The sequence below is a fragment of the Mesorhizobium sp. W016 genome, assembly GCF_054719485.1.
In genome coordinates, this window is record NZ_JBTTIF010000002.1 from 4,305,935 (window position 1) to 4,321,287 (window position 15,353).

General features: G+C 62.5%; 20 protein-coding genes. 12 read left to right on the forward strand and 8 right to left on the reverse strand.

Features of this window, described 5'->3' with window-relative positions:
- Positions 1-8 precede the first annotated feature (8 nt).
- From ACYG9V_RS21470 to ACYG9V_RS21480, 3 genes are all read left to right on the forward strand, one after another.
- Positions 9-323, forward strand: coding sequence for an SH3 domain-containing protein (locus tag ACYG9V_RS21470; protein WP_023691186.1), 315 nt, complete (start codon positions 9-11; stop codon positions 321-323).
- Positions 324-407: 84 nt separating this feature from the next.
- Positions 408-686, forward strand: a complete 279-nt coding sequence (locus ACYG9V_RS21475) for a DUF982 domain-containing protein (RefSeq protein ID WP_352765322.1) — start codon at positions 408-410, stop codon at positions 684-686.
- 59 nt (positions 687-745) lie between these two features.
- Positions 746-985, forward strand: a complete 240-nt coding sequence (locus tag ACYG9V_RS21480; RefSeq protein ID WP_023667535.1) for a DUF2188 domain-containing protein — start codon at positions 746-748, stop codon at positions 983-985.
- Positions 986-1,102: 117 nt separating this feature from the next.
- On the opposite strand, the gene ACYG9V_RS21485 is transcribed toward ACYG9V_RS21480, so the two are convergent.
- Together ACYG9V_RS21485 and ACYG9V_RS21490 are read right to left on the reverse strand one after the other, a co-directional pair.
- On the reverse strand, positions 1,103-1,375 hold the full coding sequence (locus tag ACYG9V_RS21485) for a hypothetical protein (protein WP_023688343.1): 273 nt from the start codon (positions 1,373-1,375) through the stop codon (positions 1,103-1,105).
- Between the two features lie 52 nt (positions 1,376-1,427).
- Complete coding sequence (locus ACYG9V_RS21490) at positions 1,428-2,441, reverse strand: alpha/beta fold hydrolase (RefSeq protein ID WP_352765312.1); 1,014 nt, start codon at positions 2,439-2,441, stop codon at positions 1,428-1,430.
- A 175-nt stretch (positions 2,442-2,616) separates the two neighbouring features.
- Here ACYG9V_RS21490 and ACYG9V_RS21495 point away from each other — a divergent pair, with 175 nt between their 5' ends.
- The 7 genes from ACYG9V_RS21495 (at position 2,617) to ACYG9V_RS21525 (ending at position 6,981) form a co-directional block, all read left to right on the forward strand.
- A complete protein-coding gene (locus ACYG9V_RS21495) occupies positions 2,617-3,357 on the forward strand; it encodes a competence/damage-inducible protein A (RefSeq protein WP_023681539.1) in 741 nt (246 codons plus the stop codon).
- A 98-nt stretch (positions 3,358-3,455) separates the two neighbouring features.
- Positions 3,456-4,289, forward strand: coding sequence for a universal stress protein (locus ACYG9V_RS21500; RefSeq protein WP_023681540.1), 834 nt, complete (start codon positions 3,456-3,458; stop codon positions 4,287-4,289).
- Positions 4,290-4,375: 86 nt separating this feature from the next.
- Positions 4,376-4,876: a xanthine phosphoribosyltransferase gene (gene gpt, locus ACYG9V_RS21505; protein WP_023667540.1), complete on the forward strand. Its 501-nt coding sequence runs from the start codon at positions 4,376-4,378 to the stop codon at positions 4,874-4,876.
- Between the two features lie 206 nt (positions 4,877-5,082).
- Positions 5,083-5,580, forward strand: coding sequence for an NUDIX hydrolase (locus ACYG9V_RS21510; protein ID WP_023667541.1), 498 nt, complete (start codon positions 5,083-5,085; stop codon positions 5,578-5,580).
- A 185-nt stretch (positions 5,581-5,765) separates the two neighbouring features.
- A complete protein-coding gene (locus ACYG9V_RS21515; RefSeq protein WP_023681541.1) occupies positions 5,766-6,086 on the forward strand; it encodes an ArsR/SmtB family transcription factor in 321 nt (106 codons plus the stop codon).
- Entirely contained in the window at positions 6,083-6,547 is a 465-nt protein-coding gene (locus ACYG9V_RS21520) for an SRPBCC family protein (RefSeq protein WP_023688339.1), read from the forward strand. The genes ACYG9V_RS21515 and ACYG9V_RS21520 overlap by 4 nt, the downstream gene beginning before the upstream one ends.
- Positions 6,548-6,567: 20 nt before the next feature.
- Complete coding sequence (locus tag ACYG9V_RS21525; protein WP_023725741.1) at positions 6,568-6,981, forward strand: GFA family protein; 414 nt, start codon at positions 6,568-6,570, stop codon at positions 6,979-6,981.
- A gap of 43 nt (positions 6,982-7,024) precedes the next feature.
- Here ACYG9V_RS21525 and ACYG9V_RS21530 read toward each other — a convergent pair whose 3' ends face one another.
- The 6 genes from ACYG9V_RS21530 to ACYG9V_RS21555 form a co-directional block, all read right to left on the reverse strand.
- The gene (locus ACYG9V_RS21530; RefSeq protein ID WP_352765311.1) at positions 7,025-8,842 is read right to left on the reverse strand and encodes an ABC transporter ATP-binding protein; all 1,818 of its coding nucleotides are present in this window, start codon (positions 8,840-8,842) and stop codon (positions 7,025-7,027) included.
- 389 nt (positions 8,843-9,231) lie between these two features.
- Positions 9,232-9,642, reverse strand: coding sequence for a GNAT family N-acetyltransferase (locus tag ACYG9V_RS21535; RefSeq protein ID WP_352765310.1), 411 nt, complete (start codon positions 9,640-9,642; stop codon positions 9,232-9,234).
- A gap of 70 nt (positions 9,643-9,712) precedes the next feature.
- A complete protein-coding gene (locus ACYG9V_RS21540) occupies positions 9,713-10,663 on the reverse strand; it encodes a diacylglycerol kinase catalytic domain-containing protein (RefSeq protein ID WP_352765309.1) in 951 nt (316 codons plus the stop codon).
- Between the two features lie 13 nt (positions 10,664-10,676).
- Positions 10,677-11,561, reverse strand: coding sequence for an SPFH domain-containing protein (locus ACYG9V_RS21545; protein WP_023734441.1), 885 nt, complete (start codon positions 11,559-11,561; stop codon positions 10,677-10,679).
- Positions 11,562-11,595: 34 nt separating this feature from the next.
- Complete coding sequence (locus tag ACYG9V_RS21550; RefSeq protein WP_023815368.1) at positions 11,596-13,311, reverse strand: NAD+ synthase; 1,716 nt, start codon at positions 13,309-13,311, stop codon at positions 11,596-11,598.
- A gap of 62 nt (positions 13,312-13,373) precedes the next feature.
- Positions 13,374-14,090 carry a DNA-3-methyladenine glycosylase I gene (locus ACYG9V_RS21555; protein ID WP_352765307.1) on the reverse strand — a complete coding sequence of 239 codons (717 nt, stop codon included), beginning with the start codon at positions 14,088-14,090 and terminating at the stop codon, positions 13,374-13,376.
- Positions 14,091-14,181: 91 nt separating this feature from the next.
- Between ACYG9V_RS21555 and ACYG9V_RS21560 the strand changes: the two genes are divergently transcribed.
- Both ACYG9V_RS21560 and ACYG9V_RS21565 read left to right on the forward strand, forming a co-directional pair.
- Positions 14,182-14,745 (forward strand): DUF1003 domain-containing protein, encoded by a 564-nt coding sequence (locus ACYG9V_RS21560; protein WP_023667551.1) that lies wholly within the window; start codon positions 14,182-14,184, stop codon positions 14,743-14,745.
- Positions 14,742-15,350 (forward strand): DedA family protein, encoded by a 609-nt coding sequence (locus ACYG9V_RS21565; protein WP_352765306.1) that lies wholly within the window; start codon positions 14,742-14,744, stop codon positions 15,348-15,350. Before ACYG9V_RS21560 ends, ACYG9V_RS21565 begins: the two co-directional genes overlap by 4 nt.
- Positions 15,351-15,353: the final 3 nt, after the last annotated feature.

Below are 15,353 nucleotides of genomic sequence, written 5' to 3' on the forward strand. Positions count from 1 at the left end.
CAAAGTCCATGGCATCAAGGGCAATCTATCCGGCGGCAGCCGCTCTGGTGGTCGCACTGTCGTTCGCCGCGTCGTCTCCGGTCGGCGCGCAATATTGCGAAGGCACGGTGCACGGCCTGTCCAGGCACTACGATCTGGATACCGGCAGCGGGTTTCTCGCCGTGCGCGCACGGCCGAACTCGTCGTCGCGCATGATCGGGCAATTGTTCAACGGCGACCACACGGAGATTTTCGACCGCCGGGGCAACTGGTACCAGGTCGAAATCGGCGGACGGACCGGCTGGGCCAACGCCCACTGGCTGCGCAACGACTGCGGTTACTGAGACCAACGATTGCGGTTGGTGAGACGTTTGGGCGCAGGCTGACGGCCACTTTTGCAACCATATTGGCTGCTTTGCGTTGCGGCCATCATGGATAACAAACCTTTTGAAACCCCGGTCGTGGTCGAACTCGGCCATGTCGGCAAATATCGCCAGATCCGCAGCACCCAGGAAGCGGCGGAGTGTCTGATGACGGTGTGGCCGCTCAATCGCGGCCCGCGCCATCGTGATGCTCTCGACACTTGCCTCAAAGTGCTGGAAGGTTATCGTTCGACGGCCGATGCACGCAGGGCCTTGATCGAAGCGGCCAAGAAATCGGAAGTGCTGGTTCCCGAAGACCGGCTGCCAGACGCCAAGTTGCATTGAAGCCCAAATTGCAATGAAAAACGGGCCGCATTGAGCGGACGGACGAACCGGAGGATTTCATGGCGAAGCTGACTTACAAGATCGTCGAGCATGACGGGGGCTGGGCCTACAAGGTCGGTTCGACATTCTCGGAGACATTCCCGACCCACCAGGATGCGCTGCGCGCCGCCGAGATCGCCTCGGCCGAACAGCAGATCGCCGGCGCCACGGACGGCATCCAGTATGAGGATGCCGAAGGCAAGTGGCACGACGAACTGGCCGACGGCCGCGACCGGCCGCAGACCGAAGTTTCCGACTGATCCTTGCCCCTCAGCTTTCGCTGCCGGCCGTGGATGCTCGCCTAAGCAATTCCCTTGGGAATTGCGTCAAAACAAACAGGCGGGACATCCTGCCGGTCAGTCGAAGCCGCGGCTTGATCACTTGCCGCAATATTGATCGTTCACGTTGGGCCTCACATTTCCATAGGGTCCTGACGGGTCGGAGGCGCACGGCCCCGTAGCGCCGCCATAGCCTTGGCTGCCGTCGGCATTGATGCTGCCGGTGGTGCTCTGGTCGACGGTCGATGACTGCTCGTTCCCGAACGGCCACCAGCTGTGATGGTTGGAATACGTGCTGTCCGATGACTGCGCCATCGCCGATGTGGCAAGACCGATCGTCAGCACGGATGCTGCAAAAACTTTCCTGTACATTGAATTACTCCGTATCCGCCGCCTTGGGTGCGACACGGGGTAAAACCGGATATCAGCCGAATGGTTCAGTGAAATTGTTGTGAGGCTGTGGTGAGGTCTTGGCGGCGAATGTCCGCTCGGCAATGCGCTTGATGAAGGCGATGACGCGGTCCGGCTCGACGAATTGCGGCATGTGGCCGAGGCCTTCGACCGTCTCGAAATCGAGCCCTTCGATCCTGTCCTTCATCGGCTCCCCATGTATGCGCATGGCGATGACGCGATCGGCTGTCCCGAAGAAAATGCCGGCCGGCATGGCGATCTCTTCATAGCGCTCTTCGATGCGGCCAAGATCCTGTTCGACCGCTACGAAATCGGTGGAGGTTGCATGGAAATGGCTTGGCCTCAGCCCGAGCCATCCGCCGCCATCGATCATGTAGTCGGCGGGAACGGCCTGCGGCGCGAAGATGAACTCCAGTGTCTGCCGCGCATATCTGAGGCTTGTCGGTATCGCGACGGTGTAGGCCATGATCCAGCGCCAAAGCCGCGAACGGATATAGAGCAGGCCCGCTTTCTCGCGGGCGCCGGCTTCCAGATGCGTCAGCGGCGCCAGCAAAGCGATGCCGGAAATCGCGCCGGGATGCTCCAAGGCCAGGGTCAGCGCGACGGCGCCCCCCAGCGAGTGCCCGACCACGAGCGGCCTTTCCAGCCCGAGTGTTTCGATGAAGCGCCTGATGATCTCGACCTGTTCAGGCAGACGGCCGGTGGCTCCTCGCGCGCGAACAGAATAGCCCGATCCCGGCCGGTCGAGTGCAATGAGGCGGTAGCCAGGGCCAAAGCGCTCAAACAGCGTGTGGCGAAACTGGTGGAGTTGCGCGCCAAGTCCGTGCACGAACAGGATCGGCCGTCCCTCGCCCGTTTCGACATAATGGATGCGGCTGCCGTCGATCTCGACGAAGTTTCCGCTGGCCGGCACCAGCCTTTCGGCCTTGGCGGCAATCCAGAGCGTAGCGGCCACCAGACAGGCCACGATGACGAGAGCCAGCACGGACAGGCCGGCGACAAGCCAAAGCAGAATCGATACCAGCATGTTTTCACCCGGGAAGCGGACCGGCGCGCACCATCACCCACTGACGAACGCTCGGCAAGGCAGATGGCGGCTTGTGTCGGCATTGCCGCCAGTTCGATGGCGCGCTATCTCAGGCGACCTTCTTTCTGCCTCAGGCGACCTTGTCTGCCAACGGGCCTGTTTGCCGGAGCCTTCCATGCCTGAAATCGTCACTGCCGCCATGCTTGTCATCGGCGACGAGATTCTGTCCGGCCGCACCAAGGATAAAAATATCGGCCACCTCGCCGACATCATGACGGCCATCGGCATCGACCTGAAGGAAGTGCGCATCGTTCCCGACGAGGAGGACGAGATTGTCGCTGCGGTGAATGCCGTACGCGCCCGCTACACCTATGTCTTTACCACCGGTGGCATCGGCCCGACGCATGACGACATCACCGCCGATTCCGTTTCCAAGGCTTTTGGGGTGCCGTGCGAATACGACGCCAAGGCCTATGCCATGCTGGGCGAGAGCTATGCCGCGCGCGGCATCGAATACACCGAGGCCCGCAAGCGCATGGCGCGCATGCCGCGCGGCGCCGACCATATCGACAATCCGGTCTCCGTCGCGCCCGGCTTTCGCATCGGCAACGTCCATGTCATGGCCGGCGTGCCGGCGATTTTCCAGGCCATGCTCGACAATGTCGTGCCGACGCTGAAGGCCGGCACCAAGATGCTGTCGGCCACCGTCCATTGCCCATTCGGCGAAGGCCTGATCGGCGGTCCCCTGGGCGACATCCAGAAGGCGCATCCCGACACCATCATCGGCTCCTATCCGAAATATGGCGACGGCAAATTCTGGACGGAGCTGGTGGTCCGCGCCCGCAGCCAGGAGGCGCTGGATTCGGCACGCAAGGACGTCGAGGCGATGGTGGCCGGCTTCACCGCCGCCAATTGACCCTGGGTTCGCGGACCATCGCCGGGCCGGAACCAAGCACCGCACTCCCACGTTTTCCCTCGGGCGCAGCACGCGCTGGCAGATTTGAGGGATTTCGCATGCGCTTCAAGACCATCGTCGCCATATTGCAGAACGAACAGGACGCCGAACGCGTGCTCGACTGCGCCATCCCGCTTGCCGACCGGTTCGAGAGCCATCTCATCGGCATCCATGCCGAAGCGCTGCCCGTTCCCTACACCTCGGCAACCGGCTTCCCCGACACTGAGTTCCTGCAGGTCTCCGCCGACATGAACCGCGAGCGCGCCGAGAAATTGCAGGCGCTTTTCGTTGGGCGGATCGAGAATTCCGGCCTTTCCTTCGAATGGCGCAGCCTCGAGAGCTTTTCCGGCGACAGCGCGCTGACGGGTATTTCCAGCGTGCGCGCCGCCGATCTGATTATTGCCGCGCAGCGCGAGACCGGGGGCGACACGAGCGCCGATGTCGACACGCTGGTTTACGATGCCGGCCGGCCAGTGCTGGTGGTGCCGCATGAGGGGCCGTTGGTCACCACATTCAAACATGTGCTGCTGGCCTGGAACGGCAGCAAGGAGGCGGCGCGTGCCGCCTTCGACGCGCTGCCCTTCATCATCGAGGCCGAAAAGACCGACATTCTGGTCATCGATCCGCCGGATACGCTGGATGACAACCCGGAAGCCGCCGGCGCCGAGATCGCCGCGGCACTCTCCAGGCATGGCGCAACGGTCAGCGTGTCGGTGCAGAAATCGGGTAATGCTTCGGTCGATGACGTCATCCAGACCCGGATCGCCGAGACCGGAGCCGACCTTCTGGTGCTCGGCGCCTACAGCCATTCCTGGCTGCGTCAGCTTTTGTTCGGCGGCGTCACGCGCACCGTGTTGCGCAGCGTGCCGGTTGCGGCCTTTTTGTCGCGGTAACTCCACAGCTGGCCCCGCCCTTGCCAATGCCCTGACTTTCCAGTTAATTCCGCGCGCATTCCACAATGTTGCGCGCGGAGTGCAGAATGTCCCTTCCCGAAAAAGCCTTTCCGGTCTCCTGGGACCAGTTCCACCGCGATGCCCGGGCGCTCGCCTGGCGGCTTGCCGGCGCCAACAAGGGTCAGTGGAAGGCCATCGTCTGCATCACCCGTGGGGGCCTGGTTCCCGCTGCCATCATCTCACGCGAACTCGGCATACGCGTCATCGAGACGGTCTGCGTCGCCTCCTATCACGACTACACCAGCCAGGGGCAATTGCAGGTGCTGAAGGAGATCACGCCGGCGCTGCTCGCCGATGATGGCGCGGGCGTGTTGATCATCGACGACCTCACAGACACCGGCAAGACGGCAGGCATCGTGCGCGCCATGATGCCCAAGGCGCATTTCGCCACCGTCTACGCCAAGCCGAAAGGCCGGCCGCTGGTCGACACCTTCATCACCGAAGTCAGCCAGGACACCTGGATCTACTTTCCCTGGGACATGGGTTTCACCTACCAGAAGCCGATCGCCGACGATCACGCCGGCTGATTCGCGCCAGCCCCATTTCTGCCCAGACGGCCAAACCCGCCCCGTCTGCTATGAAAACAGACACTGGAAGGCACATTATTCTGTCGAATCGACGCCTGTTGGCGGATTGGACGGTTGGTGTGATGTTTTTTACTTTTAAGACTTACACTTGTCGGTAAGATTCATACGGCGGCTAACGATTCTGAGGGCTGGGGTAGCTTTCACTGATGCTGACGACACCGGCGACACACGACCATCTGGCTGAAAGGGTCCGCAAGCTCTTCGGCACTTCGCCTTGTCGCCTGCAGGTTGCCGCTTTGCCATGGCGCAATAACGAAGACGGCGTCGAGATCATGCTGATCACCAGCCGAGACACCGGGCGTTGGGTGCTGCCGAAGGGCTGGCCCGAGGCCAGGGAGCCGCTCTGCGAGGCAGCGGCGCGCGAGGCGGGCGAGGAAGCCGGATTGCGTGGCAAGATTTCGCTCTTCGAGGCCGGTCGTTACTTCTACGCCAAGGCCCTCGCGTCCGGCGAGGAAGTCCCTTGCGAAGTGCTGGTGTTTCCGCTGCAGGTCGAGCACGTTGCCGACCGCTGGAAGGAAAAGCGCGCGCGCACCCGCAAATGGGTCAATGGGGCCGAGGCCGTACGCATGGTCAACGAGCCGGACCTCTGCCAGATCATCGCCCATTTCTGCGCCGATCCCGACAAGTTCGTCGTTAGAGCCTAGCTCACAGCCACCGCTGCATAGTCCTGCGCGCCCGCACCGGTTCTTGCCCCGATTCCGGGCTCGGTGCTTCGCTCCGCGCGCCAGCAATCCGACACTATAAATCCCTCCCCTTCAGGCCAAGCTTAGCCACAGCTTGACATGCAGGCATTTACCTGCATATTGTGTCTTCAAGATGAGTGAGACCGATGGACGCCGACAAGGTTTTCAAAGCGCTGGGCGACCCGACCCGCAGAATGCTGCTCGATCTTCTGTGTGAGAAGAACGGCCAGACGCTCGGCGAGCTTTGCGAAAATCTCGACATGGCGAGGCAATCCGCCACGCAGCACATCGATCTGCTGGAAGCGGCCAATCTGATCAGCACGGTCAAGCGTGGCCGCGAGAAGCTGCATTTCATCAACCCCGTGCCGCTGCACGAAGTCTACGAGCGGTGGGTGCGAAAATTCGAACGGCAGCGGCTGAGCCTGCTGCACGACCTGAAACAAGAACTCGAAGGAGACGACCAATGACCCGGGAAACCACCAGTTTTGTCTACGTGACCTACATCAGATCGACGCCACAAAAGGTGTTCGAAGCCATCACCAGGCCCGATATCGCCAAGCGCTACTGGGGCCACGAAAACGTCTCCGACTGGAAGCCCGGCTCGAAATGGGAACACATCCGCGCCAATGACGAACGGACCGTCGAACTCGTTGGCAAGGTCGTCGAAATCTCGCCGCCAACCCGGCTGGTCATGAGCTGGGCCAACGCCTCGCAGGCCGACGATCCGACCAAGCACAGCCAGGTGACGTTCGCCATCGAGGAATACGACACCATGGTCAAGCTGACCGTCAGCCATGACGAGCTCGAAGCCGGCAGCGGCATGGCCAAGGGCATCAGCCAGGGTTGGCCGGCCGTGCTGTCCAGCATGAAATCCTTCCTCGAAACCGGCACAGGCATCGACCTGTTCGCCAAGCCGAAATCGGCCTGAAGCAACCGCGGAGAACGATGATGACCAAGCACTTTACCGGCGGCTGCGCCTGCGGCGCGATCCGCTATGAGGCCAGCGGCGAGCCGATCTTTCAGAACCACTGCCAATGCCTCGATTGCCAAAAGCGCAGCGGTACTGGCCATTGTTCCTATGTGACCTTCGGCCGGCGCGCTGACGTAAAGATCACCGGCGAGCCGAGCACATGGCGGATGATCGCCGACAGCGGCAATGAAAAGGCCCAGGCCTTTTGCCCGACCTGCGGCACGCCGGTCTACGTAACGTTCGTCGCCATGCCGGAGGTGACGGCGATCCAGGCCACGAGCCTCGACGATCCCGGCCAGTTCGACCCGCAGGCGGTCACCTACACCGTGCGCGGCCACGCCTGGGACACGATCGACCCAGCGCTTCAGCCATTCGAGCGAATGCCTGGATGAACTAGGCAGAGCCCTATCCCTCGGATAGGGCTCTGCGTTCAGCTCAGATCACCAGGCCCTTGGTCAGTTCCAGCGCCTGCCGCTCGAACAGGCGGCGGTAGATGCCGCCCTTCAGCCGGATCAGCTCGTCATGCGAGCCTTGCTCGACGATCTTGCCACGGTCGAACACGAGCAGCCTGTCCAGCGCCCGCACCGTCGACAGACGGTGTGCGATGACCAGCGTCGTGCGGCCGACCATCAGCCGCTCCATCGCCTGCTGGATCAGCACTTCCGATTCCGAATCGAGGCTCGATGTCGCCTCGTCCAGGATCAAGATGCGCGCATCCGCCAGGAAGGCGCGTGCGATCGCCACGCGCTGGCGCTCGCCGCCCGACAGCTTCACGCCGCGTTCACCGACCAGCGTGCCGTAGCCCTTCGGCAGGCTGGTGATGAAGTCGTGCGCGCTGGCGAGCTTGGCGGCATGCTCGATCTCGGCCTGCGTGGCGTCCGGACGGGCATAGGCGATGTTTTCCGCCAGCGAGCGGTGGAACAGGATGGGCTCCTGCTGGACGATGGCAATCTGCGCGCGCAGCGACGCCTGTGCAACCTGGGAGATGTCTTGGCCATCGACCAGGATCCTGCCGCCGCTGACATTATAGAGACGCTGGATCAGCTTCACGAAGGTCGTCTTGCCCGAGCCGGAATGGCCGACCAGTCCGACCCGCTCGCCCGCCGCTATCTCCACCGAAAAATCGCGGTAGAGCGGGAGGCGATGGCTGCCATAGTGGAAGCCATAGTGGAAGGTGACGTTATCGAAGGCGATGTGGCCATGCGTGATCCGGATCGGCTTGGCGCCGGGCCGGTCCTCGATGCCGAGCGGTTGCGACTGGAAATCGACCAGTTCCTCCATGTCGTTGACCGAACGCTGCAAATTGCGGATATGCGTGCCGATGTCCCTGAGGTAGCCCTGCAGCACGAAGAACGAGGTCAGCACGAAGGCGACATCGCCCGCACTTGCCTGGCCCCAGGCCCACAGCATCAGCGACAGGCCGATTACTGCCGTCCGCAGCACCAGCAACATGGCGCCTTGCGTCGTGCCGTTGATGGTGCCGCGCACCCAGGTGCGGCTGGTCCGCGCGCGCCATTTGGCGACGACCTTGGCAAGACGCGTCTCCTCGCGCGTCTCGGCACCGAAACCCTTGACCACGGCATTGCAGCTCACCGCATCGGCAAGCGAGCCGCCAAGCCGCGTATCCCAGCTGTTGGCGAGCCGTGCCGCGGGCGCGACATAGCCGAGCGACAGCAGCGCCGTCACCGTGATGAACAGCAGCGAGCCGACTGCCACGACCAGCCCCATCAGTGGCCAGAACCAGCCGAGCAGCAACATCGAGCCGACCAGCATGTCGACCGACGGCAACAACGCAATCAGGATGGTGTCATTGAGCAGGTCGAGAGCCCACATGCCGCGCGTGACCTTGCGCACCGTCGATCCGGCAAAGCTATTGGCGTGCCAGTCGGTTGAGAAGCGTTGCACGCGATGGAACGCGTCGGCGGCGATGTCGGCCATCATCTTCAGCGTCAGCTCGACAATGCCCATGAAAGCCAGGTTGCGCAGCACCACGCCGGTCATCGCCAAAGCGATGAGCGCGAAGAACGCCGCCATTGCCGCATTCCACGCGACATCGTCAGCCAACGCACTGCTGGCGACGGCGTCGACCAGCCGGCCGGAATAGAGCGGCGTCAACACGTCCGCTATGGTCGACAGCAGGAAGCTGCCCATGATCAGCGAAAGCCGCCACGGCTGGCGCCGCCAGTGGCTGAGCGTGAAGCCAAGAACGCTGCGAAAGGCGCTTGCACGCAGATCGATTCGAAAACGAGCCATGATGTCATCCGGGCGCAAATCTGCCCGGTCCCGGTAAGGTCTGAAAATTGAAAACCGCGCTGGGCAATTCGCCCGGGGCTGCGGAGGTTCGGCATGGGTGGCGGCGCGCCCCGGGTTGTCGGGTGGCGACCGGCATCGGCAGAAGCCTGTACTCGACCCGGCATCGGTGCGAAGGACAAACCTTCGCCGGACGCCAGTGAGACCTAGACTTCGCGGCCTCGCATTACCATGTAAAATACTGCCATTCGGACCTCCCGCAAGATACTTGCGGAGCGGTCCTTATAGAGACGCCATGAAGGATCGCCAAGGCCGGGCACGTGGCAAAGCGTAACTGGTCCAACCAGTGAGGTTATTTTGCAACAACAGCCGGTCAACCCCCTCGCTATGCCTCATTCCGGGTTGCGATCGAGGCGCATGTAGCGGCCGTCGGTCGATGCCTTGAAGCCCAGCTTCTCATAAAGGCCATGCGCGTCACTGGTCGACAGGCTCCAGTGCGAGACCGTGCTGAGTTCAGGGTGGTCGATGAGCGCCCGCACCAGTTGCGTGCTAATGCCTTGGCCGCGATGCTGCGGCCAGATGATGATGTCGGCGAGATAGGCAAACACCGTACGGTCGGTGATGGCCCGGCCAAAACCGACTTGGTTCCCATCGATATAGGCCGCGGTGCAGAACGAGTTGGCAAAGGCGCGGCGATGAAAGTCATCGCTGCGGCCGGCGCCCCAATAACTCGCCATCAACAGATCGGAGGTCGCCCGGAAATCGATCCGTGACATGTCGAAGCTGATTTCACAGTCGGGCATGGTGCCTCGCAAAGAATGGAGGGCGGCCGAATTCAGTCCGGCCGGTGATTTGGCTGCCCACGTGGCGCGCTTATGGCACCACGAGATAGGCCTTCTGGTCAGCGATCGCGATGGTCACGTGGGTGCCGGAATTGAACTCGACGAAATCGAGCTCCATGCCGTCGCTGAAGATGACGCCGCCCCTGCTCTGCCGCGAAGAAACCACCAGCGGCCGGTCGCGGGTGATGACCCCATGCACAAGCGACACGCCGGTCGTGTTGCTCGGAAACGGTTCGCGCACCGAAAAGAACAGCTGTTCGCCTTCGCGGTCATAGCCTTGCGGCGGCACGGTCGGCACGGAGTTGTCACCATAGGCCGCAGCCAGTCCCGCGGCGCCCGCCATCACCGAGCGTAGCCAGCCGGTAGAGCCGGCGCCCGTGGAGATGATAATGCCGCTCGACGACTGGCGCTCGGTCCTGCCGCCATAGGTCAATTCGTAGCGCGCCGAGACATGCGTCGAGGCGCCAACGAACAGATCGTTGAAGGCGATCAGCCGGCGTCCGTAATTGGAGCGCGCTTCGGCCATCACCACCGCCTGGCGCTTCGCCTTGCCGGCGATCGTCAGGCCGAGGACCTTTTCGGTATCGTCGGCATTCCACGGCAGCAGCACGCCGTCGAAAAGCGCCGGGTTCGGGTTGATGCCGATCAGCGGCTGGTACGGGAGGTACTTCGCGGTGTTGGACACCAGCCCGTCCTGACCGAGCGCGATCACCGCGTCGGAGCCGAATTCGAACTGCGGGACCAGTTCGCGGTCGAGCCGCAACTGTTTGAGGCCTTGGGGAAGCGAACCCATCACCCGGTCGAGCGCCTGGTGATAGACGTCATGCGCCGCCTTGACCAGGTCGAAATTCATGCCGGCCTGCCGGAGATAAAAGCGCGCCTGTCCCTGCGTGTTAAAGCGCGTCGTCAGCTCCTCCAGCTCGGTCTTGCGGGTGACGACGATCACCCGGTCGATCGGCCTGCCGCTCTGGTCGCTTGCCACCCGAGCTTGCCTTTCAGGACCCGGCTTTCGGCGTGGAAAGCTGGCTGAGCGCGCTGGTGAGCATATCAGGCGTGATCGACAGATTGCCGACCGAACCGCCCTTTTCCGCCCAGGACTTGAAAGCCATCGCCGTCAGCACGTGCGCCGGCGCCGACGAATAGACGGTGAGTTCGAGCTGTTGGGCCTTGGCTTGCGCCTCGGCAAGCGTCAGCTTGTTGCGCGCCTCGGTATCGACCAGCAGCTTGTTGCGTTCGGCAAGCTCGATTTCGGTCGCCAGCTCGCTCTGCTTGATCTCGCGCTCCTTCTCCACGCCCCAGGCACGGCGCCCATAGATCGCGGCATCCGCCTGGCGCTGCAGCGCCTCGCGATATTCGGTCTGGAGCGCCTTGCGGATCTCCGGCGTCGGCTGGACCGAGGTGATGTGAACCTCCTCGATCGACAGGCCGGCGGTCGCGGCAATCGGATCGTTGCGCAGCAGTTCGGCCAGATTGCCGCCGAGCTTGGTCACCTCGGCCAGCGCCTGTTCCAGCGTCATGCTCGAAACCACCGCGCGGGCGCGGCTCTGTATCGCCAGCACCAGGCGTTCGGCGATCTTCTCACGGCCGTCGCCGACGACGTCGGCACGGCTGAGCTTGGCGCTGAAGTCGAAGCCTTCGGCCGCCTTGAGCGGATCGACAATGCGGTAGCTGACGGAACCCTGGATCGCCAGATCCTGGAAATTCGCCGTCGTCTCGGTGAAGATGAAAGGGTTGTCGAGCGACGTCACCGGCACCATGGCGATGGTGGTGCCGAACGTCCCGTACCAGAAGGAGATGCCGCGCCCCTGCTCACGGACCTTGCCGTTCTTGAAGCGCAGGATGTGATACTCAGGCGTTCCCTTGAAATAGCTGATAAACATGCGCCCCCCAAGGTTCATTGATTTAATCAGATGTTTAGCCGCGATCCCTGAAACGGTTGGTGATGGGATAGCGGCGGTCGCGGCCAAAATTCTTACGGGTGATCTTCACACCCGGCGCCGCTTGCCGGCGTTTGTACTCGGCAATGTAGAGCAAATGTTCGACGCGCGTCACCGTCGCCCGGTCGTGGCCGCGCGCGACGATGTCGTCGACGCCCATTTCGTTCTCGACCAGGCATTCCAGAATGTCGTCCAGCACCGGATAGGGCGGCAGCGAATCCTGGTCGGTCTGGTTCTCGCGCAATTCCGCCGACGGCGCCTTGTCGATGATATTCCTGGGGATCACCTCGCCTGAGGGGCCGAGCGCGCCCGGCGGCACATGGCTGTTGCGCCAGCGCGACAGCGCATAGACCTGCATCTTGTAGAGGTCTTTTATCGGGTTGAAGCCGCCATTCATGTCGCCATAAAGCGTGGCGTAGCCCACCGACATCTCGCTCTTGTTGCCCGTGGTGACGACCATCGAGCCGAACTTGTTGGAGATCGCCATCAGGATCGTGCCGCGCGCGCGGCTCTGCAAATTTTCCTCGGTAATGCCTTCCTTGGTGCCCTCGAAAAGCTGCGTCAGCGTATGCAGAAAACCCTCGACCGGTTCGAAGATCGGCACGATGTCATAGCGGCAGCCAAGCGCACGGGCGCAATCCTCGGCATCCTTCAGCGAATCCTCCGAGGTATAGCGGTAGGGCATCATCACCGCCCGCAGCCGCTCCTCGCCGAGTGCATCGACGGCCAATGCGGCGCAGATCGCCGAATCGATGCCGCCGGAGAGACCCAGCACGACGTTCTTGAAGCCGTTCTTGTTGACGTAGTCGCGCAGGCCGAGCATGCAGGCGCGGTAGTCCGCCTCCTCGCGCTCGGGGATTTTCGACATCGGCCCTTCCGAGCAGACCCAGCCGTCGAACTCTTCTGCGTTTTGCGCGCCTGCGGCGACGCGGTTGCGCTTCCAGGTGGTGACGTCGACAGTTTCCTCGAACTGGCTCATCTGGAAGGCGAGCGTCTTGTCGGCGCCGATGGCAAAAGAGGCGCCGTCGAAGATCAGCTCATCCTGGCCGCCGATCTGATTGGCATAGATCATCGGCAAACCGGTCTCGATGACCTGGCGGATAACGACCTGATGGCGCACGTCCATCTTGGCGCGGTAGTAGGGCGAGCCGTTCGGCACCAGCAGGATTTCCGCGCCGCTCTCGGCCAGGGTTTCACAGATGCCGACGTCGCCCCAGATGTCCTCGCAGATCGGAATTCCGATGCGCACACCGCGGAAATTGACGGGTCCCTGAGCCTCGGGGCCGGCCTGAAAGACGCGCTTCTCGTCGAACTCGCCATAGTTTGGCAAATCGAGCTTGTAGCGCTCGGCGAGGATCTTGCCGCCATCGGCGACGATGATCGAATTGTGGGTGCCGCTCTTGCGCTTCAGCGGCGTGCCGATGATGACGCCCGGCCCGCCATCGGCGGTATCCGCGGCGAAATCCTCAGCGGCCTTCTCGCAAACCTTGAGGAAGGCCGGCTTCAGCACCAGGTCCTCCGGCGGATAACCGGCAAGGAAAAGCTCGGTGTAGAGCACGATGTCGGCGCCCTGGCGGGCGGCATCCGCCCTCGCCTCGCGCGCCTTGGCAAGGTTGCCGGCGACATCGCCGACCGTCGGGTTGAGCTGGGCAACGGCGATGCGCAGAATATCGGGTGCGGTCTTCTGGGTCATCTGTGCGGTTTAGCGCGGCAAATTTGCCCGGGCAATGGCGTTCGTTTGGACCAATTCGGTGATCAGTCGTCGCCCATATATTCGCGCAGCGATTGCGGCGAATGGTTCTCTCCGATCGACATCGCCAGAATGCGCGAAATGTGCCGGCGCGGCAGGCCGGTTTCCTTCGCCCATTCGTTGATCTGCGCCTGAATCCTGTCGAGATCCCTGTTCGACGTCGGACTTTCGGCGATGTCGAGGCCGGCGTCGCGCAGTGCCGCCCCCATATCGGCTGAGATGACAAATGCGTCCCAGCCCAGCCAGCGCAGGAAATACTGGCCGGTGTTGCCGCCAAGCCGGCTGCCATGCTTGCCGAGATACGCCATCAGCCCGACCTGGTCGTCGTCAGGCCACTCCGCGAGGAATTTGCCGAAACCGCCATGTTCCTTCGACACACGCTCAACGAAGGCGGCGTTGTCGCGGACGGATTTGATCTTCTGCGGGTTGCGCACGATGCGTTGATCAGCCGTCAGGTCGTGCCAGAAGTCATCAGGTTGAAACAACAGCCGTTTCGGCTCGAAATGGAGAAACGCGTCCTCGAACCCGGGCCATTTCTGTTCGATAACGCGCCAGACGAAGCCGGCGGCAAATACCCGCTCGGCCATCGTCGACAGGATGCGATCGTCCGTAATGTCGGCAACAGCAGCATTGTCAGACGCCGGCCCGAGCAGCGACGTCAGCACCGCGTCGCCGCCTTTGCGTTTTGCAGCACGGGCGCGAATCTTCGCGAAATCGGGCATCCTGCATCCTCGCGCCGCGCTTTTGACGAAACGCCATCTTCCTATATGCAAACAAGGCTGCCAAGCCGACGCTTTTCCTATGGAGACATCCATGCACAAGACCGTGCCAGAACTTGCCAACCGCTGGTTGAGGCGAACGCCTGAAACCCTCAGCGAGCTCGAGCGGCGGGTGTTGCAGAGCACTGTCGACCGCAAGCCCATCTCGCAGGATATCAACGACAGCCTCACCGGCCTTCAGGGCGCCGGCGACCGGATCGCCGATGCCATTGCCCGCATCGGCGGCTCGTGGACGTTCATCCTGTCCTTCATTGCTTTCCTGGTGCTGTGGATCGGCGCCAATTGGTGGCTGCTCGGGCGAGACTCGTTCGACCCCTACCCCTTCATCTTCCTAAACCTGGTGCTGTCGATGATCGCCGCCTTGCAGGCGCCGGTGATCATGATGTCGCAGAACCGCCAGGCCGCGCGCGACCGCATCGACGCCGCGCATGACTATGAGGTCAACCTCAAGGCCGAGATCGAGATCATGGCTCTGCATGAAAAGCTGGACGAACTGCGCCACAGCCAGATCATCGGCGTGCGCGAGGACATCGCGCGCCTGGCCGAACAGGTGAACCGCATAGACGAAAAACTGTCGGGCCGGCAAACCTCTCAATGACCGGGATCGTCCATCACCTCATCGAGCAATATGGGTTGATCGCGGTTTTCATGGGCTGTGTCGCCGAAGGCGAAAGTGCGGCCATCCTCGGCGGCTTCTTCGCCCATCAGCATGTCTTCATCCTCTGGAAGGCTTTCCTCACGGCCGCCATTGGCGCCTTGGTCGGCGACACGTTTTTCTTCATTCTCGGCCGCAGCTTTGCCGACCATCCCAGGGTGCTGAAACTGAAGGCGAGGCCCGGCTTCAACCACGCCTACCGTCTCGTCTCGTCCCATCCCAACATATTCGTCCTGTCCAACCGCTACATCTATGGCCTGCGCCTAGTCGGCGGCATCGCGGCCGGTTTCGCCAGCATTTCGGTAGCGCGCTTCGTTATCCTCAACGCGGTGTCGTCGCTGGTCTGGGCGGCTTTGTTCTGCGGCATCGGCTACGTCTTCGGCCTCGGCGCCGAGCAGATGATAGGCAAGGCACTGCTCCATCACGAACGGCTGCTGATCGCGCTTGCCATAGGTCTGGGTGTCGCCATCATTGCCTGGCTCATCGCCCGCACCGTCGCCGGCAAGGAGCGCGCCAAGGACGCCCGCGACAGCGAAACCACATCGTAAGGT